This window comes from Agrobacterium sp. 22-214-1 (assembly GCF_053522465.1).
Genome location: NZ_JBNWCK010000001.1, coordinates 774,166 through 799,928 on the forward strand (window position 1 = coordinate 774,166; position 25,763 = coordinate 799,928).

26 protein-coding genes and 1 pseudogene are annotated in these 25,763 nt (G+C 59.4%); 11 read left to right on the plus strand and 16 right to left on the minus strand.

What is annotated here, in order from left to right:
* Positions 1-26: 26 nt before the first annotated feature.
* Entirely contained in the window at positions 27-416 is a 390-nt protein-coding gene (locus ACQZ5G_RS03935) for a DUF2934 domain-containing protein (RefSeq protein WP_137003339.1), read from the minus strand.
* Between the two features lie 170 nt (positions 417-586).
* On the opposite strand from ACQZ5G_RS03935, the gene ACQZ5G_RS03940 reads away from it, so the two are divergent.
* Positions 587-826: a hypothetical protein gene (locus ACQZ5G_RS03940; RefSeq protein WP_080817212.1), complete on the plus strand. Its 240-nt coding sequence runs from the start codon at positions 587-589 to the stop codon at positions 824-826.
* A 69-nt stretch (positions 827-895) separates the two neighbouring features.
* On the opposite strand, the gene ACQZ5G_RS03945 is transcribed toward ACQZ5G_RS03940, so the two are convergent.
* The 3 genes from ACQZ5G_RS03945 to ACQZ5G_RS03955 form a co-directional block, all read right to left on the minus strand.
* Positions 896-1,339: a TIGR02594 family protein gene (locus ACQZ5G_RS03945; RefSeq protein ID WP_003521571.1), complete on the minus strand. Its 444-nt coding sequence runs from the start codon at positions 1,337-1,339 to the stop codon at positions 896-898.
* 113 nt (positions 1,340-1,452) lie between these two features.
* The gene (locus tag ACQZ5G_RS03950) at positions 1,453-2,010 is read right to left on the minus strand and encodes a methylated-DNA--[protein]-cysteine S-methyltransferase (protein WP_448737023.1); all 558 of its coding nucleotides are present in this window, start codon (positions 2,008-2,010) and stop codon (positions 1,453-1,455) included.
* Between the two features lie 135 nt (positions 2,011-2,145).
* Complete coding sequence (locus ACQZ5G_RS03955; protein ID WP_003521573.1) at positions 2,146-2,415, minus strand: DUF982 domain-containing protein; 270 nt, start codon at positions 2,413-2,415, stop codon at positions 2,146-2,148.
* A gap of 189 nt (positions 2,416-2,604) precedes the next feature.
* Between ACQZ5G_RS03955 and ACQZ5G_RS03960 the strand changes: the two genes are divergently transcribed.
* The 4 genes from ACQZ5G_RS03960 to sseA all read left to right on the plus strand — a co-directional run bounded on the left by ACQZ5G_RS03960 (position 2,605) and on the right by sseA (position 7,392).
* Entirely contained in the window at positions 2,605-4,044 is a 1,440-nt protein-coding gene (locus tag ACQZ5G_RS03960) for a cryptochrome/photolyase family protein (protein WP_448737024.1), read from the plus strand.
* 122 nt (positions 4,045-4,166) lie between these two features.
* Positions 4,167-5,204 (plus strand): cysteine synthase A, encoded by a 1,038-nt coding sequence (locus ACQZ5G_RS03965; protein WP_035217756.1) that lies wholly within the window; start codon positions 4,167-4,169, stop codon positions 5,202-5,204.
* 12 nt (positions 5,205-5,216) lie between these two features.
* Positions 5,217-5,954, plus strand: a complete 738-nt coding sequence (locus ACQZ5G_RS03970) for an alanyl-tRNA editing protein (RefSeq protein WP_448737025.1) — start codon at positions 5,217-5,219, stop codon at positions 5,952-5,954.
* Positions 5,955-5,970: 16 nt separating this feature from the next.
* Positions 5,971-7,392 carry a 3-mercaptopyruvate sulfurtransferase gene (gene sseA, locus ACQZ5G_RS03975; RefSeq protein WP_448737026.1) on the plus strand — a complete coding sequence of 474 codons (1,422 nt, stop codon included), beginning with the start codon at positions 5,971-5,973 and terminating at the stop codon, positions 7,390-7,392.
* Between the two features lie 123 nt (positions 7,393-7,515).
* Here sseA and ACQZ5G_RS03980 read toward each other — a convergent pair.
* Together ACQZ5G_RS03980 and ACQZ5G_RS03985 are read right to left on the minus strand one after the other, a co-directional pair.
* Positions 7,516-7,728 (minus strand): annotated as a pseudogene (locus ACQZ5G_RS03980) (DNA-binding protein); the annotation flags it as partial.
* 54 nt (positions 7,729-7,782) lie between these two features.
* Entirely contained in the window at positions 7,783-8,670 is an 888-nt protein-coding gene (locus ACQZ5G_RS03985) for a DUF4344 domain-containing metallopeptidase (RefSeq protein ID WP_448737027.1), read from the minus strand.
* Positions 8,671-8,834: 164 nt separating this feature from the next.
* Here ACQZ5G_RS03985 and ACQZ5G_RS03990 point away from each other — a divergent pair, with 164 nt between their 5' ends.
* The 3 genes from ACQZ5G_RS03990 to ACQZ5G_RS04000 all read left to right on the plus strand — a co-directional run bounded on the left by ACQZ5G_RS03990 (position 8,835) and on the right by ACQZ5G_RS04000 (position 11,931).
* Positions 8,835-9,302 (plus strand): DUF1203 domain-containing protein, encoded by a 468-nt coding sequence (locus tag ACQZ5G_RS03990; RefSeq protein ID WP_448737028.1) that lies wholly within the window; start codon positions 8,835-8,837, stop codon positions 9,300-9,302.
* Between the two features lie 97 nt (positions 9,303-9,399).
* Complete coding sequence (locus ACQZ5G_RS03995) at positions 9,400-9,735, plus strand: PilZ domain-containing protein (RefSeq protein ID WP_003502271.1); 336 nt, start codon at positions 9,400-9,402, stop codon at positions 9,733-9,735.
* 207 nt (positions 9,736-9,942) lie between these two features.
* Entirely contained in the window at positions 9,943-11,931 is a 1,989-nt protein-coding gene (locus ACQZ5G_RS04000; protein ID WP_059752563.1) for a bifunctional 2',3'-cyclic-nucleotide 2'-phosphodiesterase/3'-nucleotidase, read from the plus strand.
* A gap of 44 nt (positions 11,932-11,975) precedes the next feature.
* On the opposite strand, the gene ACQZ5G_RS04005 is transcribed toward ACQZ5G_RS04000, so the two are convergent.
* Positions 11,976-12,518, minus strand: a complete 543-nt coding sequence (locus ACQZ5G_RS04005) for a DUF2087 domain-containing protein (protein ID WP_448737029.1) — start codon at positions 12,516-12,518, stop codon at positions 11,976-11,978.
* 271 nt (positions 12,519-12,789) lie between these two features.
* Positions 12,790-13,758, minus strand: coding sequence for a LysR family transcriptional regulator (locus tag ACQZ5G_RS04010; protein WP_448737030.1), 969 nt, complete (start codon positions 13,756-13,758; stop codon positions 12,790-12,792).
* Between the two features lie 149 nt (positions 13,759-13,907).
* On the opposite strand from ACQZ5G_RS04010, the gene ACQZ5G_RS04015 reads away from it, so the two are divergent.
* Complete coding sequence (locus ACQZ5G_RS04015) at positions 13,908-14,525, plus strand: FMN-dependent NADH-azoreductase (RefSeq protein ID WP_448737031.1); 618 nt, start codon at positions 13,908-13,910, stop codon at positions 14,523-14,525.
* 76 nt (positions 14,526-14,601) lie between these two features.
* Here the strand turns inward: ACQZ5G_RS04015 and ACQZ5G_RS04020 are convergent, their stop codons facing one another.
* The 3 genes from ACQZ5G_RS04020 to ilvA all read right to left on the minus strand — a co-directional run bounded on the left by ACQZ5G_RS04020 (position 14,602) and on the right by ilvA (position 17,613).
* Positions 14,602-15,834 (minus strand): diguanylate cyclase, encoded by a 1,233-nt coding sequence (locus ACQZ5G_RS04020; RefSeq protein WP_448737032.1) that lies wholly within the window; start codon positions 15,832-15,834, stop codon positions 14,602-14,604.
* 117 nt (positions 15,835-15,951) lie between these two features.
* The gene (locus ACQZ5G_RS04025; RefSeq protein WP_020811123.1) at positions 15,952-16,263 is read right to left on the minus strand and encodes an HlyU family transcriptional regulator; all 312 of its coding nucleotides are present in this window, start codon (positions 16,261-16,263) and stop codon (positions 15,952-15,954) included.
* Positions 16,264-16,338: 75 nt separating this feature from the next.
* Positions 16,339-17,613, minus strand: a complete 1,275-nt coding sequence (gene ilvA / locus ACQZ5G_RS04030) for a threonine ammonia-lyase (protein ID WP_020811122.1) — start codon at positions 17,611-17,613, stop codon at positions 16,339-16,341.
* Between the two features lie 80 nt (positions 17,614-17,693).
* On the opposite strand from ilvA, the gene ACQZ5G_RS04035 reads away from it, so the two are divergent.
* Both ACQZ5G_RS04035 and ACQZ5G_RS04040 read left to right on the plus strand, forming a co-directional pair.
* Positions 17,694-19,151, plus strand: a complete 1,458-nt coding sequence (locus ACQZ5G_RS04035; RefSeq protein WP_020811121.1) for a TrkH family potassium uptake protein — start codon at positions 17,694-17,696, stop codon at positions 19,149-19,151.
* A 106-nt stretch (positions 19,152-19,257) separates the two neighbouring features.
* Positions 19,258-19,512: a heavy-metal-associated domain-containing protein gene (locus ACQZ5G_RS04040; RefSeq protein WP_003521591.1), complete on the plus strand. Its 255-nt coding sequence runs from the start codon at positions 19,258-19,260 to the stop codon at positions 19,510-19,512.
* 429 nt (positions 19,513-19,941) lie between these two features.
* Here the strand turns inward: ACQZ5G_RS04040 and ACQZ5G_RS04045 are convergent, their stop codons facing one another.
* The 5 genes from ACQZ5G_RS04045 to ACQZ5G_RS04065 all read right to left on the minus strand — a co-directional run bounded on the left by ACQZ5G_RS04045 (position 19,942) and on the right by ACQZ5G_RS04065 (position 25,750).
* The gene (locus ACQZ5G_RS04045) at positions 19,942-21,435 is read right to left on the minus strand and encodes an ABC transporter substrate-binding protein (RefSeq protein ID WP_448737033.1); all 1,494 of its coding nucleotides are present in this window, start codon (positions 21,433-21,435) and stop codon (positions 19,942-19,944) included.
* A gap of 230 nt (positions 21,436-21,665) precedes the next feature.
* Positions 21,666-22,676: an ABC transporter ATP-binding protein gene (locus tag ACQZ5G_RS04050; protein ID WP_003520823.1), complete on the minus strand. Its 1,011-nt coding sequence runs from the start codon at positions 22,674-22,676 to the stop codon at positions 21,666-21,668.
* A 12-nt stretch (positions 22,677-22,688) separates the two neighbouring features.
* Positions 22,689-23,771 carry an ABC transporter ATP-binding protein gene (locus ACQZ5G_RS04055; protein WP_448737034.1) on the minus strand — a complete coding sequence of 361 codons (1,083 nt, stop codon included), beginning with the start codon at positions 23,769-23,771 and terminating at the stop codon, positions 22,689-22,691.
* Between the two features lie 139 nt (positions 23,772-23,910).
* A complete protein-coding gene (locus ACQZ5G_RS04060; protein WP_020810437.1) occupies positions 23,911-24,816 on the minus strand; it encodes an ABC transporter permease in 906 nt (301 codons plus the stop codon).
* Positions 24,806-25,750 (minus strand): ABC transporter permease, encoded by a 945-nt coding sequence (locus tag ACQZ5G_RS04065; protein ID WP_020810438.1) that lies wholly within the window; start codon positions 25,748-25,750, stop codon positions 24,806-24,808. Before ACQZ5G_RS04065 ends, ACQZ5G_RS04060 begins: the two co-directional genes overlap by 11 nt.
* Between the last annotated feature and the right edge of the window lie 13 nt (positions 25,751-25,763).

Consider the following 25,763-nt stretch of genomic DNA (forward strand, 5'->3'; position numbering starts at 1 on the left):
TTCCCCATCATCCGGCCGTCACACGATCAGCTCTTCTTGACCGCCCGCTTCGTCGCCTTCGTGGCGTTGGTCAGCGCCGGAGGATCGCTTGCCGGAAAACTCTCCTCAAGGCTCTCGGTGAGATCGTCTTCCTTGTTCTTGTCCGTAGATTTCCGCTCTTTCTCAAGCGATTTTACCGCGGGCGATTTGGCCTTTGCCGGAGTTGCCTTTTTCGCGGGCGTCTTCTTCGCAGGCGCCTTTTCGGCAGCAGACTTCTTCACGCCATTTCCGCTTTTGGACTTTGCCGCTTCCGCATCTGCGGAAAGCTCCCGTTCCGCCTCGATCCAGTGTCTTTCATGATGCCCGTCGGGTCTTCCTTCCCTCTCCCATATTGCGCGCGCTTTTTCACGGATTGCGGCTTCGCGGTCATGGCTCATAACGGACCTCCCTGTTTACGTTGCACCGGTTTTGATTGTGCCATTGAAAAAACAAAAAAAGCCAGAGTTAGTTCCGCCTCGACCTGCGACGAATGAGCATTTCCGCGAGAAAGGGAACCGTCATCGTCCGCCGATCGTTTGGCCTGCAGAAACCAGCAGGAGATCGCTTCATGACCACCCCGCAGAAGCCGAAAACCAAACCGCTTGATATTGAGGACGATGATGTCGCGCGTTTCGAAACAGACAGCGAGCTGAAAGCCAAAGATGGCGAGATTTACCCGGACGAGAGCATGAGCCTGCGTGCGCGCCGGCAGGCTGCAAGGCAGCACGAGGACGCTTTCATCGTCGCAACAGACCTTGAGGACGACGACCAGCGTGACGCAGCACCTGGCACTAGAGAGCAACCCTAGGCCCAAAAATGGAAAAGGCGGGTCAAAGCCCGCCTTTATCAAAAAATGCCGTCAAAAATGTCAGAGGATTTATCGGCGGACCGAAACGATGGCCTTGCGGTTGAAGTTCGACACCTGCACCCGGCCGGACTGATTGCCGCCGAGGATCTGGGCGGTCTTGCCGCTCATGCTCTTCAAAATGCCGGCGTGGTAACCGCGGCCGTTGCGAATGACGACGACATCGCCGGGCTTTGCCTGACTGACGGGCACGGCATAACCGAAGGATGTCCAGGACTTCGCAAATCCATAGGATTTGGGAGATTGCCGGCCGGCCTTGCTGGCGACCGCATGCAGGAAAAGGCCGCACCATGGGGTGCTGCGGGGATTTGCGCCAAGAATGTTCTTGAGGCTCTTGTTGTTCTTGGACTCATGCAGTCCGGTGTATTTTTCTGCCTGGTTCAGCATGCCGGCAGAGGCCGATGCAGCAACTGTAAAAGACAAGGCAACCGATAGAATTAACGCGGATACTCTCAAACGTCTCGCCCTTATGTTAGAGGGCGTCCGTGTATTGTGACAATTTAGCGACAATTTGACGAGAAATGGGCAGAAATCAGACGCCTATTCATGCGCGCTGATCTGTCATTGCTTCAAAACAGGCTGCCCTGCGCCTCATCGGCGCGGCTGCGGCCGGCATTTTCAAGATCCAGCATACGCAATTTGGTGGTGGTTCCGCCCGGTGCGGAGAAGCCGCCAAGCCTGCCGCCGGCAGCAAGAACCCGGTGACAGGGAATGATCAGCGGCACCGGATTTTTCGCCATGGCCTGGCCGACATCGCGGGCCTTTTCCATGCCAAGACCAAGCGTTTTTACGATGCCACCATAGGTCGTCGTGTCGCCCCAGCCGATCTGCCGCGCAACGGCGTAAACATCGAGGAAAAAACGCTCCTGCCCGGCGAGATCGAGTTCGACGGCGGTAAAATCAATCTCCTCGCCGCCGAAATAACGGGTGATCATTGCAATCACCTCACGCGTGCGTGTTTCGGGAACGGCGATTGAGGCGGATAGCAGGCGCTTCTGGAGAAGTTTTTCGGTCTCGCCGGCATCAGAACCGGGCAATTGCAGACGCACAATGCCCCGCCCCGCCCATGCAAGGCCGCAATGGCCAAGGGCTGTGGGAAAAACAATATAGCCGTAATGGTTGCTCATTGCCGTCGCTCATCCGCTTTTTCGCATGCACGATGCCATATCCCGCATTCGAAACAACCCGTTTCCTGCTACTCAACAAACAAGGCCACCCGTTTTTGGCGGGTGGCCTTATACGCATCAGTTCCGAAAATCCGTTCAGGACGCGATTTTGCCCGGCTCTTCCACAAGGCACTGCGCCTGCCGGCTGGCAGCAACGAAGGCCGTGCGGGCAATTTCCCCCGCCACGTCGCCCATCAGCGAGGCGCGGCACAGGCGCAGCGCCTGTTCATGCACCTTGTCGCCACGCTCAGGCCATTCGTGCTGGAGAAAATCGAAGGCTTCGTAAACGCCATTGAAAATCCTGGGAGCACCGTTTTCGAGGGAGATGGTAACGGGCTTTTCCCACTTAACGTCATTCAGCAACATTGATTGCACTTCCATGCTCTATTAACCCGCGACAAACGCCGGCTCCTCCAGTTGGTTCCCTTTATCAGCGGTTTCAAGGGCGAAAAAATAACCCTCGAAAAACCATGTGCCTCCATCTTTCCATTCTAGCCGATTTGCGGAACAAAGCGTTTCAACACTCGTTCAAGCGGAAGTGAACCGGGTCTTTTCATGCCGACAACAGCCTCCCCCGCCATCGTCTGGTTCCGCAAGGACCTGCGCCTTTCGGACAATCTCGCCCTGCTTGCCGCCGTGGAACATGGCGGCCCCGTCATCCCCGTCTATATCAGGGAAAAATCCTGCGGCCCGCTCGGCGGCGCACAGGAATGGTGGCTTCATCATTCCCTCACGTCCCTCGCCGCCGCACTGGAGAAAATCGGCAGTCGCCTCGTGCTTCTCAGCGGCGACGCCGGCGAGACATTGCGCCATCTGATGTCCGAAACGGGTGCCGAGACGGTGTTCTGGAACCGCCGATACGATCCCGCCGGCATGGCGACGGACAAGGCGCTGAAACAGACGCTTCGGGATGACGGCCTGACGGTCCGCAGCTTTTCCGGCCATCTGCTGCATGAGCCATCGAGGCTGCAGACGAAATCCGGCGGTCCCTACCGGGTCTATACGCCCTTCTGGCGGGCGCTGGAGGGCGGCGAGGAGCCGCATGCGCCGGCGGATGCGCCGAAGCGTCTGAAGGCGCCGAAGACGTGGCCGAAATCGGAAAAGCCTGGCGAGTGGAAACTGTTACCCACGAAGCCCGACTGGGCGAAACACTTCAGCGACATCTGGTCTCCCGGCGAAGGCGGGGCGCGGGAGAAACTCGACGATTTCATCGATGGCGCTTTGAAGGGTTATGAAGAAGGCCGCGATTTTCCGGCAAAGCACGCAACCTCTTTGCTTTCGCCGCATCTGGCGTCCGGCGAAATATCGCCTTCTACCGTCTGGCACGCGACGAAGGGGCTTTCCCGCCACATCGCCTCCAACGATATCAGCCGTTTTCGCAAGGAAATCGCCTGGCGGGAATTCTGCTATCACCTGCTGTTTCATTTTCCCGAACTCGATGAAAAGAACTGGAACGACAGTTTCGACGCCTTCCGCTGGCGAGACGATGAAAAATCCTTCACGGCGTGGACCCGCGGGATGACGGGATATCCGATCGTCGATGCCGGCATGCGGCAATTGTGGAAACACGGCACCATGCACAATCGGGTGCGCATGATCGTGGCCTCCTTCCTCATCAAACATCTGCTGATCGACTGGCGGACGGGCGAGAAATGGTTCCGCGACACGCTTGTCGATGCGGACCCGGCCTCCAACGCCGCCAACTGGCAATGGGTGGCGGGTTCGGGCGCGGACGCCTCGCCGTTTTTCCGCATCTTCAACCCCATCCTGCAGGGCGAGAAATTCGACGGCGATGGCGATTATGTGCGCCGTTTCGTACCGGAGCTTGAAAAGCTCGACCGGAAATACATCCACAAGCCGTTCGAAGCGCCGAAAGAGGTTCTTAAAAAGGCGGACATCGAGCTTGGAAAAACCTATCCCCAGCCGATTGTCGACCACGCCAAAGCGCGCGAAAGAGCGCTTGCGGCCTATGCCGAGGTGAAGAAGAACACATAAAATTGGGTATCGGCAAAATTTTGCGTGGCTAAGCCAAAGCCGGGAAGATAATTTCTTGCGTTGAAGCGGTTGTAACGGGACATAACGGCACCTAATTTCCGCTCAGACAAGAAGGCTCAATCATGACCATTCATCCCTCTGCGCTCAGTGCTATCGGCAACACGCCGCTCATCCGTCTGAAAGCCGCCTCTGAAGCGACGGGGTGTGAAATCCTCGGCAAGGCGGAATTCCTCAATCCCGGTCAGTCGGTGAAGGATCGCGCCGCGCTCTACATTATCCGCGATGCCGAGCGGCGCGGTCAGCTGCGGCCGGGCGGCACCATCGTGGAAGGTACTGCGGGCAATACCGGCATTGGTCTGTCGCTGGTCGCCAATGCGCTGGGCTATAAGACGGTCATCGTCATTCCCGAGACGCAGAGCCAGGAAAAGAAGGACGCGCTGAAGCTTCTCGGCGCCAAGCTGGTCGAAGTTCCGGCCGCCCCCTACTCCAACCCGAACAATTACGTGAAGGTTTCCGGCCGGCTGGCAAAACAGCTTGCCGCGACCGATGAAAACGGTGCGATCTGGGCCAACCAGTTCGACAACATCGCCAACCGTCAGGCCCATATCGAAACGACTGCCCCCGAAATCTGGGACCAGACGGACGGCAAGGTGGACGGCTTCATATGTTCGGTCGGTTCCGGCGGAACGCTTGCGGGCGTCGCCGATGGCCTGCGCGATTTCAACCCCGACATCAAGATCGGCCTTGCCGATCCCGAGGGTGCGGCTCTCTATGAATTTTACAAGCACGGTGTCCTGAAGTCGGAAGGTTCCTCCATTACCGAGGGCATCGGACAGGGGCGCATCACCGCCAATCTGGAAGGTTTTACGCCTGACTTCTCCTACCGCATTTCGGATGCGGAAGCGCTGCCGGTTCTGTTCGATCTGGTGACGAAGGAAGGGCTTTGCCTCGGCGGCTCCTCCGGCATCAACATCGCCGGCGCAATCCGCCTTGCCCGCGAGCTTGGTCCGGGGCATACAATCGTGACGATACTGTGCGACTACGGCAATCGTTATCAGTCGAAGCTTTTCAATCCGGATTTCCTGCGTTCCAAGGGACTGCCGATTCCGCAGTGGCTGGCGACGAAAAGCGAGATTGCGGTTCCGTACGAAACCGTTTGAGGACATGCCGAAATGCCTGTGAATGCCCTGTTCCGTGACGATTTTTATCTTTCCACCGCAGAAGCGATCGTCACGGCGGTGCATGAGGATGGCGGCATAGAGCTGGACCAGACATGCTTTTACGCCACCTCCGGCGGACAGCCGGGCGATAGCGGTTTTCTCGAGCGGGCCGATGGTTCGCGCATCGAACTCGGCATCACCAAAAACGGTGCCGACAAGAGCGTGATCGTCCATATGCCGCTCGGAGGCCAGCCTTCCCCTGATATCGGCGAAAAACTGACCCTGCATGTGGACTGGCCGCGCCGTTACAAGCTGATGCGGATGCACACCGCCTGCCATCTGCTCTCCGTCGTCTGCCAGTGGCCGATCACCGGAGCCGCCGTCGGCGAGGATGAATCGCGTGTCGATTTCGACATGTCGGAAACCATCGACAAGGACGAGGTGACGGCAAAGCTGATGGAACTGGTGAAAGCCAACCATCCCGTCTTCCTGCAATGGATCACCGACGAGGAATTGCAGGCCAATCCGGGCATCGTCAAATCCAAGAATGTGCGGCCACCGATGGGCCTCGGCCGCGTCAGCCTCGTCTGCATCGGCGAAAATTCCAGCATCGACAGCCAGCCCTGCGGCGGCACCCATGTTTCCGAAACGCAGGAAGTGGGCGATATTCACATTGCGAAGATAGAAAAGAAGGGCAAGGAGAACAGGCGGTTCCGCATTCGTTTCGGCGCGCCTGAAGCTGTTGCCTGAGATTGGGAGAAACATCGTGAGCACGGATAAGAGCCGTTTCGTCGTTTCGGCGGACTGGGTGGAAAAGCAGCTCGGCACGGCCGGGTTTCGTCTCGTTGATGCCTCCTGGTATCTGCCGGCGCACAAGCGCAACGGTGCGGAAGAATATGCGGCCGGCCATCTGCCCGGCGCCGTGTTCTTCGATCAGGACAAGATCGCCGATCATACCACCGGCCTGCCGCATTCCCTGCCCTCGCCGGAATTCTTTGCGGAACAGGCTGGCGCGCTTGGCCTCAGCGACACCGATACGATCGTGGTCTATGACGGCCCCGGTTTCTTTTCCGCGCCGCGCGTGTGGTGGATGCTGCGGGTTATGGGCGTGCGCAAGGCCTATGTGCTGGATGGCGGCCTCGATGGCTGGAAACGCGAAGGCCGGCCGCTCGAAACCGGCACGCCGGAAATCGAACCCGCAACCTTTACGCCTGATTTCAACGAGAAACGCGTGACCTCGCTTGGCGCCATGCGCGGCATCGTCGACAGCGGCGAAAAACAGATTGCCGATGCCCGTGGCGCCGGACGCTTTACCGGCGACGAGGCCGAGCCGCGTGCCGGCATGCGCTCCGGCCATATGCCCGGCGCGCGCAGCCTGCCTGCGACAGCCTTTTCCGAAAACGGCCACTTCAAGGACCTCACCGCCATCCGCAAAATGGTGACCGATGCCGGTATCGACCTTTCGAAGCCCGTCGTCACCAGTTGCGGCTCGGGCGTCACCGCCGCCGTCATTACGCTGGCGCTGGAATCGCTCGGTCACAAGGATAATTCGCTTTACGACGGCTCATGGTCGGAATGGGGCGGATTGCAGGATACGCCGGTGGTTACCGGTCCGGCGGATGCAATCCCAACATTGTCGCACGGACCGCTGAAGGCGCATGTGACGCAGCTGGAAATGACGGCTCCGCCGAAGGTCAGCCTGCCGATCCCCGTGAACATCCAGACGGCGCTGATGCGGGTCAACAATATTCCCCTGCATTTCTACCGCTATCTTTACTGGCGGGTGGGGAAACGCTGGCACTGGCAGAAGCGCATGCGCATGAGCGATGCGGAGCTTTCCGCCATTCTGCGCGATCTGAAAAACAGCGTTACGGTTCTTTATATGAATGGTGCGCCCGCCGGTTTCTTCGAACTGAACAAGGCGAGCGACGAGGTAACCGAGCTGTCCTATTTCGGGCTGCTCGAAGAAGCGATCGGCGCAGGCGTCGGCAAGTGGTTCCTGTTACAGGCGCTTTACGCCGCCTGGCAGGACAATCCGCAACGGGTGACGGTGACCACTAACACGCTCGACCATCCGCGCGCGCTGCAGCTTTACCAGATGATGGGCTTTTCGCCCGTCGGTACCTATGAGGCCTGGGTGGAGCCGCTTGCCGATACCGAGCTTCTGGAGATATCGCTGCGCAACTGAGTAGCGCCATTGAGAGCAACGCGTGCCATTCTCCGATAAGGAGTGTCTGGTCCCCACTCCCTCATTCCTGTGCTCGTCACAGGAATCCAGTCAGCCCAAGTCCTTGGGCTGAAAAGGACTCTCGCCGATATTTTCGAAGCTCTTTTCGGAAAAATCCTCGTCCGTCCCGGTCGAGCCGCCTTGCTTGCCGAACATGCGATGAAAGGTGCGGGTCTTGAAGGCCCATTGGTGCAGCTCTTCGCCGTTCACACCCAGCGGGTTCTGCAGGCTCTGGTCTGGGCCCGCGCCGTATCCGTCAAGCGAGATGGCGAAATTGCGAACGACAACCTTTGGCACGGCACTCTCCTCCCATATCGGAAAGCCAGATTGCCAGCGTTCTGCAATCCGGCCTCAGATTTCCCGTTCCAGATTTGCGGCGGCCGTCGGGATTTGCCCGCCGGCAGCACCCTTGTCTTCCGTGACGGTGTTCAGCAGATGATCGGCAATCAGTTCCGCCTGGAACTTGCCGAGTTCATAGCAATAGGTGATCTCGCGCTTTTCCGCCGACCAGTAGACGTCGGGACGGCCGCAGGACTTGGCCGTCAGCTTGACGTCCTCCTTCAAGCCATAGCCGCTAAAACTGCGGCTGATGAGATCGAGAACCTTCGATTCCTTGATCATGATGGCGTAGGGCTCAAGCTCCGGGTCGCGCGGCGGCACGTAGCTGACGGAAAATCTGGAAGGCGTCTGGCTGCGGTGGGGGCTCAGAAAATTCTCCCAGGCCGAAGCGACGCCCGGATAGGCGGCGGCGCATTTGTCGAATTCGGCATTGTTGAGCCCCATCATGGCGGCCAGATCGCCATAACCGTCCTTGTCACGGCCGACCATCAGGCAGGCCATGTTGCGATCGCGGCTTCTGTCGGGCACCAGCGCGGAGAAGACCGGGGCTTCATGCTCAGGCAAGGTCTCCGCCTCACGCGCCAGATACCAGCTGTCGGTGGCATTGACGAGCGCGGTGTCGAGCCATTCCTCGTTGGCCTGGAGGATGAGCGTGCCAGCCAGTTGATCGGCCGGCGCCTGCACACTTGCCGTTTCCGCCGTTCCGAAATCCGAGATCAGCATGCGCGCGCCCTCGTGATAAAGCGAGAAGATCGCATTGCCGATGACGAAATTGACCGCCTGCTGAAGCTGCTCGTCGGACAGGCCATCGAGACCGGAGGCGACCTGCGCCTCGGCCTCAAGCGGAGCCGTCAACGAAACGAAAGCCAGCGGAACGGCGGCCAGAAAACGACGGAACATAAAATCAGACCTTCCGGGAACGAGGAGCGCCACTGATTCCCGAAGCTAACGAGTCACGCAATGGGCTGGTTGCATCGCCTGTCAAGAATCGGGTGGATAGTGATCCGTTTCGGGACCATAGCTGCAAAGAAGCAACGCCGATCCCAACCAAGGAGGTCTCCGCCATGACCGATCTCGTTTTCACTGCAATGCCGGCTAAGGAGGCCGAAGCCTACCGGTCTGGAGCCGCTGATGCCTATGGCAATCCGCCGGAGAAAGCCGTTTCTCCCGGCGGCATGCCCTGCCGCCACTGCCTTTCCCAGATCGGGGAAGGCGAAGGGATGCTGATCCTCGCCTACCGACCCTTTCCCTCGCTCCAGCCCTATGCGGAAACGGGCCCGGTGTTTCTGCATGCCGACGCCTGTGAGCGCTACCCGCAGACGCGGGCCATTCCGCCGATGCTGGACAGCCCCGATTATATCGTGCGCGGTTATGGAGCCGATGACCGCATCGTTTACGGCACCGGCGCGGTGACGGCGACAGGCGAGATCGTTTCGCGCGCGCGGCACCTTCTGGAGCGCGCGGATGTCGCTTATGTGCATGTGCGCTCCGCCCGCAACAATTGCTATCAGTGCCGTATCGACACAGCATAATCGGCAATTACATGCAATTTTAAGAGAAGAACTAAACGGCTCTCAAGTTTTCCGCGCCATGATGCAGGTATCGGAAACAATTGATTTGAGCAGCGAAATGACAAACAACCTCAATATGGCGACACGGACCGCGCCCCGCAGCAAGACCAGAATTTTTGCGACCGTGCATTATTTCAGCCAGTCGACCAGAGGGCGTGTGGTCGATCTTTCCGCCACCGGAATGGCGCTCGAGCTGGACGGGCCTTTCGCCGCGGCCAAGGGCAGCCGGGTCAAGGTGCAGAGTGAGGATCTCGGCTTCATCGAAGGCGTCGTGCAATGGCAGCACATGAACCGCCTCGGCCTGCAGCTCAAGCTTTCCACCAACACGCTGGCGCAGCTCTCCTCCTATTTCCGCTTCTTCCACGAAGAAGTGAAACCGACCCTCGCCCGCTGATCCTGAGCACGGCAATGCACAGAACGGAGGATGCGCATTCTCCGGTGCGGCGACACCTGCGCCGCACTCTCGCGATAAAAAATTTATCAAACGGTTGAAAACCGGCCCATCTGTCACGGGCCTGTCATTTTGGTGATGGACTCCTCTGCGATTGCTTCTACCCTGTCATTTTTCAAGACAGAGCAAGCTTCATCCGAAGGAGTTCCCATGTCGTCGCTTCTCGCTCTCCACCCCATTACCCGGCGTTCGCTTCTGGGCGGCATAGCAGCCTCCTCGGCGCTGGTGATGCTGCACCCTTTTGCTGCGCGTGCGGCGGCCAACCAGGCGCATCTGCGCATCATGGAAACGACCGATATCCATGTTCACGTCTTTCCCTATGATTATTACGCCGACAAGCCGAATGACACGATGGGACTGGCGCGCACCGCCTCGATCATAGACACCATCCGCGCCGAAGCCGGAAACTCGATGCTGGTGGACAATGGCGACTTCCTGCAGGGCAACCCGCTCGGCGACTATATCGCCTATGAGCGCGGCATGAAGGCCGGCGACAAACACCCCGTGATCAATGCCATGAATGTGCTGGGTTACGATTGCGGCACGCTCGGCAACCACGAATTCAATTACGGTCTCGACTATATGTCGAACACGCTGGCAGGCGCCGGTTTCCCTTACGTCTGCGCCAACCTCACGAAGGGCCAGCTTGCTTCCGATCCTAAGAACGACGAGCTGTTCTTCAAGCCCTATGTCATTCTGGAAAAGCAGATCCGCGACGGCGGCGGCGTGACGAGCCCGGTCAAGGTCGGCATCATCGGCTTCGTGCCGCCGCAGATCATGATGTGGGATTCCAAGAACCTCGAGGGCAAGGCGCAGACGCGTGATATCGTCGAGGCGGCAAAAGCCTGGGTTCCGGTCATGAAGGAGGAAGGTGCGGATATCGTCATCGCCCTTTCCCATTCCGGTATCGACGGCAAGGGCCAGACCGAGCGCATGGAAAACGCCTCGCTTTATCTGGCAGGTGTCGAAGGCATCGACGCGATCTTCACCGGGCACCAGCATCTGGTCTTCCCCGGTCCGAAGACCTGGGACGGCATCGAGGGTGCGGATGCCGTCAAGGGCACGCTGATGGGCAAGCCGGCGGTAATGGCCGGTTTCTGGGGCTCGCATATGGGCCTCATCGACCTGCTGCTCGAAAAGGACGGCAAGAGCTGGAAGATCGTCGACTTCACCTCCGAAGCCCGGCCGATCTACCACCGCGACGAAAACCGCAAGGTCGTCGCCGATTTCACGGACAAGGCGGAAGTCCTCGCCGCCGCCAAGGCCGATCACGAGGCGGCCCTTGCCTATGTGCGCCGTCCCGTCGGCAAGACCTCCGCACCGCTCTATTCCTATTTCGCGCTGGTGGCCGACGACCCTTCCGTGCAGATCGTCTCCAATGCCCAGACCTGGTACATCAAGGACATGCTGAAGGAAGGGCAATATAAGGATCTGCCCGTGCTTTCGGCGGCAGCCCCCTTCAAGTCCGGCGGTCGCGGCGGTGCGGATTATTATACCGATGTTCCCGCCGGTGACATCGCCATCAAGAACGTCGCCGATCTTTACCTCTACCCCAACACGGTGCAGGCGGTGCTGATCAACGGTGCGCAGGTGAAGAACTGGCTGGAAATGTCGGCCGGCATGTTCAATACGGTCGAGGCCGGCGCAAAGGATGCGCCGCTGCTGAATGCGGACTTCCCGTCCTATAATTTCGATGTCATCGACGGCGTGACCTATCAGATCGACATTTCCAAACCGGCGAAATTCGACAAGGACGGCAAGGCGGTCAACCCGGACAGCAACCGCATCGTCAACCTGCAATTTGAAGGCAAGCCGATCGATCCCGAGCAGAAATTCGTGGTGGCGACCAATAATTATCGGGCCAGCGGCGGCGGCAAATTCCCCGATATCGCCGGCGACAAGGTGATCTTCGTGGCCCCCGATACCAACCGTGACGTGATCGTGCGCTATATCATCGATCAGGGCACCATCAACCCGTCTGCGGATGCCAACTGGTCCTTCGCGCCGGTGGCCGATACCACGGCGATCTTCGAGACCGGCCCCAAGGGCCGCCACTATGCGGCCGATATAAAGGGCGCAAAGATCGAGGATGCCGGCGACGGCGCGGAAGGTTTCGCGAAGTTCCGTCTGGTTCTTTAACGGTAGAGGCCCTCCCGGCGACTTGTCGTCGGGAGGGCATTTCCCTATTCGCGCCCACTGAGCGTTCGCAGCAGAAGCGGCAGTTCCAATGGCGGTTTCTGCTCGATGCGCCGATAATCGCTGCCGTCACGGTTACGGCGGATAAGCCTTAGGCCGACCATGTCGCGCCTCAGCATGGCCGCATCCCCGAACAGGTGCAGACTATCCAGAAAGCTGCTGAATTCGCGCTCGGAAAAGCTCCGCCCGGCGGGAATTTTCGCCCATAGGTACCAGAGGCACAGTTCCTGCTGCGAGCGGCGCGCCGGCCATTGCATCAGCCGGCCGGCGGCGTCGAAGACGCGAACGGTCTTCAGCACCCTGCCCTCATTGATGGCCGGCAGCATCTCTGGCCGGGATGGTCCGCTGTCATCGGATGGCTCGCGCGAGGCTCGCAAATGCTGGAAATTTCGGAACCCGGCAGCCCGGCTCAGAAGATTGAGCATCTCCACGTGGCTTGGCTTTCGGTCCAGCCTGCCGATCTGTTCGCGGACAGATTTGGCGAAAGTCGAGAGGTCGGCGATATCAATGGAAAGGATCGAACGTGGCATGACTTACCCTCAAGTGCCATTCCGAAAAGGTGTCGCTGATCGCCGGCTTCCGACATGGCACGGGATAAGTGCTGTCAAACTTTAAAAATGCAGGTTTAGCTTCCCTTGCGGGACGGCGATGCCTCGGTGAACTGCTGACCGTGGTTTAGGTATAGGCAGGCGACCCGCCCACGTCAATTGGCCTTGCTGGCGTAGCGCCGAGGTTGCCGCGCGTTTCTTCTCCCCACCGGGGAGAAGGTGGCCCGCTCGGTCCAGATATAATTAGACAATGTCACTCAGCGGCGACAGAAATGCTCCTCTGCTTGTGCGCCGCAAGCATCCCGTTGAAATCCTTATGGTTCGGGCAGGCAGAGAGGCGTTGCTGAAATGCTTCGGCAAGCCATTGGCCGGCCGGACCGGCGGGCGAATCGATCCGCCGCAGCGCAAAGAGCGGATATTCGCCCTGTTCATAGGCCTCGAGTTCAAGCGCCTTGAGGCTGCCATTGGTGATGTCGTTACGAACGATCGATGCGGGCAGACCGCCCCAACCCAGACCGCCCTTGATGAGCTGGTATTTTGTGGCGATATCGCTGACCCGCCATGTCTTGTAGGAAAGGACATTGAAATCGCGGCCCTTGGTCAGGCCGGATGCATCGGTGACGACAAGCTGAACCTCCTCGCGCACATCGGCAAGCCCCAGCGGCCGCTCGATCTGCGCCAGCGGGTGATCCGACGCGACGACCGGCAACATGAAGGAATGGCCAACCTTTTCGACGACGAGTTCATCGTCCTGGCGCAGCATCGCCCCGCCAATGCCGATACCTGCCTTGCGGGAGAGCACCATCTCCATGACCATGCCCAGCTCGCCGACATTGAGGCTTAGGGTGACGGTTGGGAATTGCTGGCGAAAATCCCGCAACACGGCCACCATGGCCTCCGCCGGCACCATGGTGCTGATGGCGACCGAGAGTTCCGCCTCAAGCCCCTGCTTCAGCCCCTTGGCGCGGGCGCGCATCTCCTGCAGGCCGGCGACGATGCGCCTTGCATCCTCCAGCATGGCGCGGCCTTCATCCGTCAGCTTCGGCTGGCGCACGCCGCTGCGCTCGAACAGCGTCACTTCAAGCTGCGCCTCGAGATTGGCGATGGTGTAGCTGACCACCGACTGGGCACGATTGAGCGCCCGTGACGCGGCGGAAAAACTGCCGGTCTCGGCAACCGTCAAAAACACCTGCAATTGATCGAGTGTTGGGTTCGCGTCCATGTCCCATCCATTTCATCGATAGATTGCTTCCACATTATCACAGTTTTCTTGATGGCAGTAATTTTTCATATAGAGCGCAAAGGAAGGGCATCGTGCTCTCCCGCCCTCCCAAGGCGCCCGTCAATTCATCGCATATACAAGGAAAGACCATGTCCAACATTCTTCTCATCACCTCCAGCCCGCGTGGCGACGAATCGGTTTCGAACAAGTTTGCCGGTGAACTCGCAAGCAAGCTGAAGGCCAAGTCGGCTTCCAACACCCTTGTCCACCGCGATCTCGCTGCTGACCCGATCCCGCATCTCGACACCGTCAAGACCGCCGCCATCCGCAAGGCGCCCGACCAGCGCACCGCCGAAGAAGCGGTTGCCGCCGATTATTCCGACAAGCTGGTGACCGAGCTTCTGGCCGCCGACACCGTCGTCATCGGCACCGGCCTCATCAATTTCAACATTTATTCCGGCCTGAAGTCGTGGATCGACAATGTCGCCCGCGCCGGCCAGACCTTCAAATACACCGAAACCGGCCCGGTCGGCCTCGCCACCGGCAAGAAGGTCTATATCGTTCTGGCCGCTGCCGGCGTTTACTCCGAAGGCCCGGCCGTATCGATGAACCATGCCGTTCCTTACCTGAAGACCGTTCTCGGCTTCATGGGCATGACGGATGTGGAAGTCATCTATGTCGAAGGCCTGGCATTCGGTCCGGAAGCCGTCGAAAAGGCTGTGGCCGCCGCTGAAGCCAAGGTTGCCGAGCTGGCGCGGGCCGCCTGAGGCACATCGAATGTCGGGCTGATGCCGGCCAGGATTGCCGGTATCAGCCGACCCACATTCCGTAACGGCCGTGGACCTAGTCCCGGCCGTTATTTTTTGCCGCATAGAGCCGCGCATCGGCCTCCGACAAGAGCGCACGGAAAAGCTGTCCATCCTCGAAAGCGGTGGCGACGCCGATACTGACGGTCAGCGGCGAACCGTCCGGCCGCTGCAGGTCCGCAAGGATCGCGGCCCGGAGACTGTCCGAAAATGCCAGCGCCGTTTCATGCGTCATCGCCGGCAGGAGCGCCACGAATTCCTCACCGCCGAAGCGGTAGAGATGTCCCAGCGGCTGCACGGCGCGTTTCAGGACGGCGGCGAATTCCCGCAAGATATCATCGCCCTGCAGGTGCCCGAACGTATCGTTGACGGTCTTGAAATGATCGATATCGACAATCAGCACGCTGACCGGCCGCTTTTTCTCCAGGCACTCCACGACAACGGAGGGCGCATCGAGTTCCATGCGGGCGCGGTCCGATACGCCGGTCAGCATATCGCGTCCGGAACGGGACAGAAGCTCCTCGTAACGTTCCCTGAAAGTGAGATCGTTGAAGACATCGGCAACGCTGCGGCGTGTCAGAAAGCGGCCCTTGGCCGATGTCAGCCAGAGATAGGTGGCAAACAACAGCGAATAGATGCCGACTGCCACCATCTTCGCCTTCCAGCCATCGTAAAAGACATCGAGAGGTGCGTTGAACAACAATCGCAGCGCCCCATAAAAACCCGCCTGATCGAAACTCAGGATAACGACGCCGCAGATCGCGAAGCGTAGCACGATATGGCGCTGCAGATAACGCCCCAGCTTTTCGTAAAACAGGATGATGGCGATGGCGTCGATATAAAGCAGGCTGGTTCCCCATACCATCAGCACGCCCATCTCATCCAGAAATGCGGTGCTGATCGATTGCCCGGGAACGATCGCCACCGTCTGATGGAAACGGATGATCTGCGCCATGGCGACGGTCACTATATTGCCGAGAAACAGGCCGTAGATCGGCTGTCGAACGACCGCCGCGTCCTCCCGCATATAGAGCATGAGGATCATCATCAGCTTGCCGGCAAAAAGAATCGATGAGCCGGGCGACGCCACACCGAAAGGCAGCTGCACGTAAAAGACGGCCGCCAGATAGGTCTCCAGGAAATGCATGACGCCCAGCGCGGTGAGAAAAACACCGATGCCGAGAATATGCCGGTAATGAAGGAATGCCGTCATTACCGAAAAATAGACGATGGCCTCCGTCAGAAAGAGGGCCAGATTTGCCCATTGCATCGGCACATGCCCTATCGATCCACATCGCGCGGGTTGATTGGCGCGACTCCATGCCCTCTAGAGACGATAGGCCGAAGCAAACAACGGAATCTTAATATCCGCGGCAAGAATGCGTCATCATTTTCCTGGGAAAAGCGAAGCGCCGTTCTGGTCGATGATGAGCTTTGCCTTGCGGATCGTGAACTCAACCGCATCGTCCATGCTGGTGAAGACGTCGGCGCGCACGAATTCATGCACCAGCACTTCATCGCCGGCCTTTTTCTCAATGCGCCCCGCCAGGCGGAACTGGCCGCCTTCCTTGATCGGCGTCGCATAGATCAGATAGTCGCCATGCGCATGCGGCTCCGCCTGGGCCGTCTTCTGCGGCGCGTCGGAGGACGGCTGGCCGGAGCCGAAGGCCGAGAGGATTTTGGAAAAAAACGATGCCATGGCTTTCACTCCCTCAATCTGTGTCAGTTTTGAAGGGCGGAGGCGATCCGCCCTTCCCTGCCTTTCGCTCCCCGATCAGATGATCAGGTTCGACAGGATGTCGTTTTCGGTGATGTCCTCATAACCGAGACCGGCCGCTTCGAAGCGCTCCAGCAGGCCGGCGAAATTCTCCTTCGCGCTGGTTTCGATGCCGATCAGGATCGAACCGAAATTGCGGGCCGATTTCTTCAGATATTCGAAACGGGCGATATCGTCGTCCGGACCGAGCAGGTTGAGGAAATCGCGCAAGGCGCCGGGGCGCTGCGGCAGGCGCAGAATGAAGTATTTCTTCACGCCCGTATAACGCATGGCGCGTTCCTTCACATCCGGAAGGCGCTCGAAATCGAAATTGCCGCCGGAAACCACGGCGATGACCGTCTTGCCTTCCAGCCTCTCGCGGCCGAGCTTCTCCAGCGCGGCAATCGCCAGCGCGCCAGCCGGCTCCAGCACCACGCCTTCGAGGTTCAGCATCTCGATGATCGTCACGCAGATGGCGTTTTCCGGGATGAGCATGACCTGCTCGGCCGGGAAATCCTTCAGGGCCTTGAAATTCAGGTCGCCAATGCGGGCGACGGCGGCGCCGTCGACGAAATTGTCGACCTTGGTGAGCGTCACCGGTTCGCCGCGTTCAAGGCTTTTCTTCAGGCTCGGCGCCCCTTCCGGCTCGCAGAACACGAAGTTCTCCTTGCGGACCGTGCCGGCGAGAAAACCCGAAAGACCGGCAGAAAGACCGCCGCCGCCGACGGGCATGACGACGATATCCGGCTTCGTGCCTTCCGGAAGCTGATCCATGATCTCGGCGGCGACCGTCGCCTGGCCTTCGATGATGTCCTCATGGTCGAAGGGCGGCACCATGTAGCCGTCATTGTCCTCAACATATTTGCGGGCGGCGGCGTAACACTGGTCGAATATATCGCCCACCAGACGGATGCTGATGAATTCGCCGCCGAAGATGCGAGTCTTTTCGATCTTCTGCTGCGGTGTCGTCACCGGCATGAAAACAACGCCGTGAACACCGAAATGACGGCAGGCGAAAGCAAAGCCCTGCGCATGGTTGCCGGCCGAAGCGCAGACGAAAACCTTGTTCTTGCCGGCCTTGGCGACCGCCTTGCGCAGGAAGTTGAATGCGCCTCTAATCTTGTAGGAACGAACCGGGGACAGATCCTCACGCTTCAGCCAAATCGACGCGCCATACCGACGGCTGAGATGTTCATTCAACTGCAACGGCGTTTCCGGGAATATTTCCCGCACTTCTCGCCGCGCTGCTTCCACAAGCTGCTTGTCCACGATAGTCAATCCATTGAAATTCATAATGGCACCCGCTATGCCATAGGAAGACGTCCGAGACAAAGACTCATTTCAGCGCGGCAACAAACTCCGGGTTTCATTTCTTGAACAGCAACCTTCTGCGCTCGGTCATATATGTGGCGTCCATCTTCGGGCTTTACATGGCGACGGCCATGTTCCTGCCGGCGCTCACCGATCTTTATTACGGCAATGACGACTGGATGGTGTTTGCGCTGTCAGGTTTCATGTGCGGGGGCTTTGCGCTTGCCTGCGCGCTGGCGACGCGCGGCCCGATTGCTGCCTTCAACAAACGTTTCGGCTTTCTGCTCGTCAACCTGCTCTGGCTGGTGTTTTCCATTGTCGGCGCGGTTCCGCTTTACCTGTCCGAACTCAACCTGACGCTCGGCCAAGCCCTGTTCGAATCCGTTTCCGCGATTACGACGACGGGGTCTACAGCCATTGCCGGTCTCGACAACGCGCCGCAGGGCATCCTTCTGTGGCGTTCGCTGCTGTGCTGGCTTGGCGGTATCGGTATCGTGGCGCTCGGCCTCTTCATCCTGCCGCTGCTGCGCGTCGGCGGCATGACCTTCTTCCGCATGGAATCTTCCGATACCGGCAACGACCGGCCTTTCGCGCGGCTGGCGAGCTTCACCCGGGCTTTCGTGGCCATTTACATCATCATGACGCTTGCCTGTACGATCGCTTACGATTTTGCCGGCATGTCGCATTTCGATGCGCTGAACCATGCCATGTCGACGGTCGCGACCGGCGGTTTTTCCACCCATGACGCGTCTTTCGCCTATTTCGACAATACGGCGCTCTTGTGGATCGCCACCATCTTCCTGATCTTCGGCAGCCTGCCCTTCTCGGTCATGATCCTGCTGGCCGTACGGCGGCGGCTGGAGACGCTGCGCGACCCGCAGATCGCCGTCTTCCTCGGTTATCTCTGTGCGATCTCGATTGCGGTCGGCGTCTACCATCATTTCAGGAACGGCGTGCCGCTGGATGACGCGCTCAGCCATTCCTTCTTCAATATGACCTCGATCCTTTCGACCGGCGGCTTTGCCAGCGACGATTATACGCTCTGGGGGCCTTTCGTCGTCGTCGTCGCCTTTTTCGCAACCTTCATGGGCGGCTGTTCCGGCTCGACGGCGGGCGGTATCAAGGCCTATCGTTTTCTCATCATGTTCAACGTGGTGCGCGCCGGGCTGAAGAAGCTGATCTATCCGAACGCGGTCTATTCGGTGCGTTACGGCCAGCAGGTGGTCGATCCCGATACGATCCGGACGATCTTCCTGTTCGTCAGCTGCTTCATCGCGCTGTGGATCGCCGGCAGCCTTGCCATGAGCCTGATGGGTTACGATTTCCTGACCGCCACCTCGGCCGTTGCAACCTCGCTCGCCAATGTCGGACCCGGCATCGGCCCGATCATCGGCCCGGCGGGCAATTTCTCCACCATCAGCGATCCCGCGCTTTATCTCCTCTCGGTCCTGATGCTGCTCGGACGTCTGGAAATCCTGACGGTTCTGGTGCTGCTGATGCCGATCTTCTGGCGCAGCTGATGTCGTGGCAGACTTGTTGAGCGCCAGCGAATAAAGCGCTTGACCTTCCCACGTTGGAATAGTCCAGGCTCCTCCTGTTAGAATTCCAAACCATGGAGAACCGCCTATGTGCACCGCTCACCAGCATCACGCCGAAACCACCACGGCACCGGTCGATGCAGACCTTTCTTTTCACGTTGAAGACATGACCTGCGGTCACTGCGCCGGAGTGATCAAGGGCGCGATCGAAAAGACCGTTCCCGGCGCTGCCGTGCATGCCGATCCGGCAAGCCGCACGGTTGTGGTTGGCGGCGTCTCCGATGCAGCACGTATTGCCGAAATCATCACCGCTGCAGGCTATACGCCGGAAGCGCGCGCCTGATCCGAAGAGATACCGGCGGCGCTTCATCCCTGCAGCCGCCGGATCGCCCCATCTGCCCCGCTTCACGCTGAATTATGTGACGGTTATGGACGGCATCCGTCCCTCTTTCCTCCCCGATGGCGAACGCCCTATCCCTTTCAATCAGGGATGACGGAGGAGATTTTTCCAATTTAATGAAGCGAATCATCCACATGCCGTCACACCGGCCTTGTGAACCTGTCTGTTCCCCTCCTCCGTCATTTCGACCTTGAGCCGGAACCAGCCGACGTGCGTATGTACGGCGGGAAGATTCCTTTCAGCCCAAGGACTTGGGCTGGCTGGATTCCGGCTCAGGGCCGGAATGACGGAGGAGAGGTTTAAAGGCCTCATCACAAAAAAGACCCGGCTCTTGCGAACCGGGTCCCTCTCAATCAGCACCATCGCACCAACTTACTTCGTCGCCAGATCCTTGGTCATGACAAAATAGTTCAGCGGATGCGGCTTGTAGTTTTCGAGCTTTGCCGAATAGGCATCGAACACGGTCTCATGGATGAGGAAGACGGAGACGGCTTCGTCATAAATCTTCTTCGCCGCTTCGCCGTAAATGGCGTAACGCTTGGTGGGTTCGCCCGCCGAATAGGCGGATTTGATCAGCTTGTCCGTCTCCGCATTGCAATAATGCGAGATATTGTAGCTGCCGCCGCAGGTGTAGTCGGCATTCAGGAAACCGGCCGGTTCGGCGACATCGGTGGCGTAACCGCGAGACAGCAGCGCCATGTCGAAGTTGCCGGCCAGCATATCGGGCTCGATGGCGCTGTAATCGGCAACGCGGACATCGACCTTGATGCCGATTTCCTGCAACTGCGCCTGGATGATCGCTGCGACGTCCTTGAGTTCGGTCTTTGCGGTATAGGCAAGGAGCGTCACCTTCAGGCTGCCGGGTGCAACGCCGGCCTCTTTCAGAAGGTCCTTGGCTTTTTCCACGTCATAAGCGGGTTTGGTTTCCTTTGCAGCCCATGGCTCGCCGGCCGCAAAAGGCATGGTCGCGCCCTTGACCACGCCTTCATAGATACTCTCGGCGATACCACCCGTATCGATGGCGGCCTGGATCGCCTGGCGCACCTTGATATTGTTGAAAGGCGGCTTTGAATTGTTCAGCAGCAACTCGGTGATACGCGGCGACGGGATTGGCGCGACCTTGACGCCATCGGTGGATTCGATGGTCTTGACCGTCCATGGCGGCACGAGCCGCGAAACCTGCGCTTCCCCGGTTCGAACCTGGGTGGCGCGTGTGTCGGCATCGGGCACGAAATTGACACGGCCGCCGGAAAGTTTCGGCATGCCGCCCCAATAGTCGTGATTGGCCGTCAGAACCATATGCTGGCTGGGATCGACCTCGGTGATCTTGAAAGGCCCGGTGCAGGTTCCGATCGGATCGACCTTGCCGTCCTTATAGGCGGATGGAGCGAGAATGGAGGTGGCGGGGCTTGCCATCTGCGCCGGCAGCAGCACAGAGGGTTCGATCGTCGTGATCTTCACCACATCATCGCCGCCGGCTTCGACGGCGGCAATCAGCTTCGGAGAGAAGGCACGGGCGGGCACGGGTGCTTTTAAGAGATTGCTCAGTGCATTGACCGCGGCCTTGGCATCGAGCGGTTCGCCGTTCTGGAACTTGACGCCCTTGCGCAGCTTGAATTCCCACACCTTGGGATCAGTCTGCTGCCAGGACTCGGCGAGGCTTGGCTCCAGCTTCATGTCATAACCGACACGCACCAGGCTTTCGAAACAACCCGCACGCGAACCGAGATAGGCATCGTCGGAAGCCATCTGCCAGCCGGTCTTCACACCGAAATTATCGTCATAGGTAATCGTGGCGGCCTTTGCCGCATGCGTTCCAAACGAAACCACAATGGCGCATGACGCCAAAAGTGCGTGCTTCATCATAGAATATTCCCCTTTTATTTTTGATGACAACGCTCACAATTCGTATATTTTCACGAAATTTCACTCAATCACTACAAAGGCAATAAGAATACCCTATGGATATCTCTCGATTATCCATTCGAATATTATTTATTTTACGTTTTGTACTCGGAATTTTATTCCGATATTAATCCACAAACACACAATTCATCTGTTTTTACGGCAACAGAAAACTGTAACTGCGTTGTCCGTCAGCCCCATTCCCGCCAGCGATGGCAGCGCGCGAAATGCTCGCCGGAAACGCCTTCCAGAACGGGTTCCACCTCGCCGCATATCTCGGTCGCATATTTGCAGCGGGTGTGGAATTTGCAGCCGTTCGGAGGATTGAGAGGGCTCGGCAGATCGCCGTCCAGAAGCATCTCCGGTGCATATAACCCCGTCTCGTCCAGCATCGACGATGCTATGAGAGCCTTGGTATAGGGGTGCTTCGGCGCCCGGAAAAGTTCCTCCCGGTCGGCGATTTCAACGACGCGTCCGAGATACATCACGGCGATGCGATCACAGAGATAACGCACCACGCGCAGATCGTGGGAAATCATCAGAACCGTCAAACCGTGACGGCGCTTCATGTCCATCAGAAGGTTCAGGATTTGCGTGCGCATCGAGGCGTCGAGCGCCGATGTCGGTTCGTCGCAGACAAGGAAGCTCGGATTGAGAAGCAGCGCGCGGCCGATGACGACGCGCTGCAACTGGCCGCCGGAACACTGGCTCGGATACCGATCGTAAAAAGAGCCGTCGAGGCCGACCTCTTCCAGCATCCGGAAAACCCGGGCCGTGCGCTCCTCGCGCGTGCCGATGCCATGCTGGGCAAGCGGCGCTTCCATGCTCTGGCCGATACGCATGCGCGGATCGAGCGCGGAATAAGGGTCCTGAAACACCAGTTGCACGACCCGGCGCATGCGCCGAAGCGCCTCGCCCTGCATGTGCAGCATATCGTTCTGCCCGATGCTGACCTCGCCTTTCGTTGCATGGGTCAGCCGCGTAATCAGCCCGGCAACCGTGCTTTTGCCGCATCCGGATTCACCGACGAGACCAAGCACTTCCCCCTCGCCGATCGTGAGGGAAACATCGTCGACGGATTTCACCACACGGTGACCGAAGCCCGATATGGGATAATATTTGCAAAGGTTCTTCGCGACCACGAAGGGCCGCTTGCCGTTTTCCGCCGATGGCGGGGTCTGTGTCGTCGCTGTCGCTAGCATCGTCGCCCTCCCTCAGCAGACCGTGTGACCGGCATGATCGTGACCGGCATGATCGTGGTTGGCATCGTCGTGGCCGACCGCCCAGCACCGCGCCTTGCGCCCTTCGGGCAAGGCATTCAGATCCGGTTCCGAGGCCATGCAGCGGCCGCTCATGCCTGCCGAATTGGCAAGCGCGCAGCGCGGATGAAACCGGCAGCCGCAGGACATGTCATGGGCCTGCGCACTGGAGCCGGGGATCGTCAGCAACTGCCCCTCGCTGTCGGTGGTCAACAGCGAACAGCTGATGAGCGCCTTGGTATAGGGGTGCTGCGGCGCCTTGAGGATCGCCTGGGTCGGCCCCTCTTCGACGATGCGGCCGGCATACATGACCGCGATCCGGTCCGCAAAAGCGGCAACGACCGAGAGATCGTGGGTGATGAGAAGCGTGGCAAGCCGGCGCTTGCGGCGTTCGTCGTCGAGCAGGCGCAGGATTTGTGCCTGAACCGTGACATCAAGCGCCGTCGTTGGTTCATCGGCGATCAGAAGCTGCGGATTGCCGGAGAGTGCGGCCGCAATCATCACACGTTGCGCCATGCCGCCGGAAAGCTCGTGGGCGAAGCACTGCGCCCGCGCCGACGGATCGGGAATGCCGACATCCGACAAGAGACCGACGACCCGGTTAAGTGCGGCGTGCCGGCTCATTTTACGGTGAATCCAGAGCGGCTCCGCCACCTGCGTCCTCACCCGGCTGGTCGGGTCGAGCATGGCCTGCGGCTGCTGGAACAGCATGCTGATATCGGCGCCGCGCAGCGCATCGAGTTCGGAAGATGAAAGAGCGAGAATGTCGCGCCCGGCAAAGGAAATACGGCCGGAATTGATTTCCGCGCCCTGCGGCAAAAGCCGCATCAGCGACAGCGCCGTCATGCTCTTGCCCGACCCGGATTCGCCGACGAGAGCGACGACTTCTCCGGCGTTGACGGAAAGCGTCAGGCCCGAAATAACAAACTTGCGGCCATTTTGCGCCGGCACGGAAACGTGCAGGTCCTCTATCTCCAGAAGCGGTGCGCATTCAGGGGACATGGCCGTATTGGCAAGCGTTTGTCCTTCGATATTCATAAGAGTTCCCCTTATTTTTATTGAATCGGAGGCATTGCGTATTCTTCATGCGGCTTCAGACGATATTACTCTCCTTCCGGTTCCGTTGCGTCATCTATGTTTGACAATCGTCAAATCGACCATTGCCCGTTGGCAGGCGTCAATGACCGTTGGTTTTTTTCGTTTCCAGGTTCAGGCCATGGCCGATCCACGTCACACTTAGCGCCGCCAGGAAAATCGCCAGGCCCGGTGCGATGACGAGAACGGGCATCCGTTCCGCGTAAGCCTGCGCATCGGCCAGCATCAGCGCCCAGTCGGCGGCCGGCGGCTGTACGCCGAGGCCCAGAAACGACAATCCGCCCACCGTGATCAGCTTGTGGCCAAAGCGCAGGAACGCCACGGCCGCAATGGGCCAGATCGTGTTGGGAATGATATGCCGAAAGATGATGAAGCGCCGTGTGCAGCCGAGCACCTCTGCCGCGCGGATATATTCGCGGGAATTGATCGAGAGCGTCAGTCCCCGCGCCAGCCGCGCAAAAGGTGTCCAGCCGACGATGGTCAGCGACGCGATCAGCGTTCCGTATCCCGGACCGAAAATGGCGACGAGGAAAATCGCGATCACCACATCCGGTATGGCGATGAGCAGGTCCACGATGCGCATCAGCACTTCGTCGAGGATGCCCCGGCTGCGGCCGCTGATGATGCCGATGAAGGTTCCGATCACGACCGACAGAATGACGGTGATGGCGGCAATCGTGACCGTGAAGCGGCCGCCGATCAACAGCCGGCTCAAGACATCGCGCCCGAGATGGTCCGTCCCAAGCCAATAGGCGGCGCTCGGCGCATTCAGCCTGAGCCGAAGGCTCTGCTTTGCCGGATCATAGGGCGAAATCCACGGCGCGATCACCAGCAGCAGGATGATGACGAGAAAAATCGCCGATCCCGCATAGAAGGTCCAGTGCCGGCGGCGGATGAAATCCGTGAACCGGGCGAGGTTCGAAGGGCGCTTGGGCGTGGTCATCGGCATGGCGGCGGCAGACGCGCTCGGGAAGTGGCTAATGGTCATGGTGAGCTCGCATTGCTGGATTGATCAGGACATAAAAGCTGTCGGCCAGGGTATTGATCAGGATGGAGAGCGCCACGATGCAGATGAAACCGCCCTGCAGCATCGGAATGTCGCGATTGACCACGGCGTCGTAGAGAAGCCGGCCCATGCCGGGAATGGCGAAGATCACTTCCACGACCACCGATCCGCCAAGCAGACCGGCAAGCCACAGGGCGAAGAAGGTGACCACCGGCAGCGAGCCGTTGCGGATGCCGTGGCGCATGACCGTACCATGCATGCCGAGACCGCGGCTGCGGGCCGCCGTGATATAGGGCGCGCGCAGAACCTCGGCCATTGCGGCGCGCGTCACCTGGGTGAAATAGGCAAGCGGCCGCAGCGTCAGGGTCAGTGCGGGAAGCACCAGCGAACGCCAGCTATCCCATCCGGCCGAGGGCAACCAGCCGAGATAGAGCGCAAAGACCAGCGCCGACATCGGCGCAAACCAGTATTCGGGCGTTGCAACGAAGGTCTGGATCATCAGCGTCGCGAAATTGTCCAGCCGACCGCCGGGACGCATCGCCGCCAGGGTGCCGAGCGGCAGGGCGACGGCCACCGCGACCGCCAGCGCCGTCAGCGCCAGCGTCACCGACACCCAGAGCGACCGCAAAAGCTCGGCGGCGACCGGCTGACTGCTGGTGAAGGAAAATCCGAGGTCGCCCCGCAGCGCGCCCGACAACCAAGCGAAATATTGCACATAGAGCGGGCGGTCCAGCCCGAGGCTGACCCTGAGCGCCTCGACCGCGTGAGGATCGAGCGCCGTATCGCGCATGCGCGACATGAGAATGGTGCGGGCCGGATCGCCGCCCGCCATATAGGGCAAAAGAAACGCGATGACGGACACGATCGCCAGCATCAGGCACAGAATAAGGAAGCGCTGTATTATCTGTATCCACATGGCTTGGTCTCCT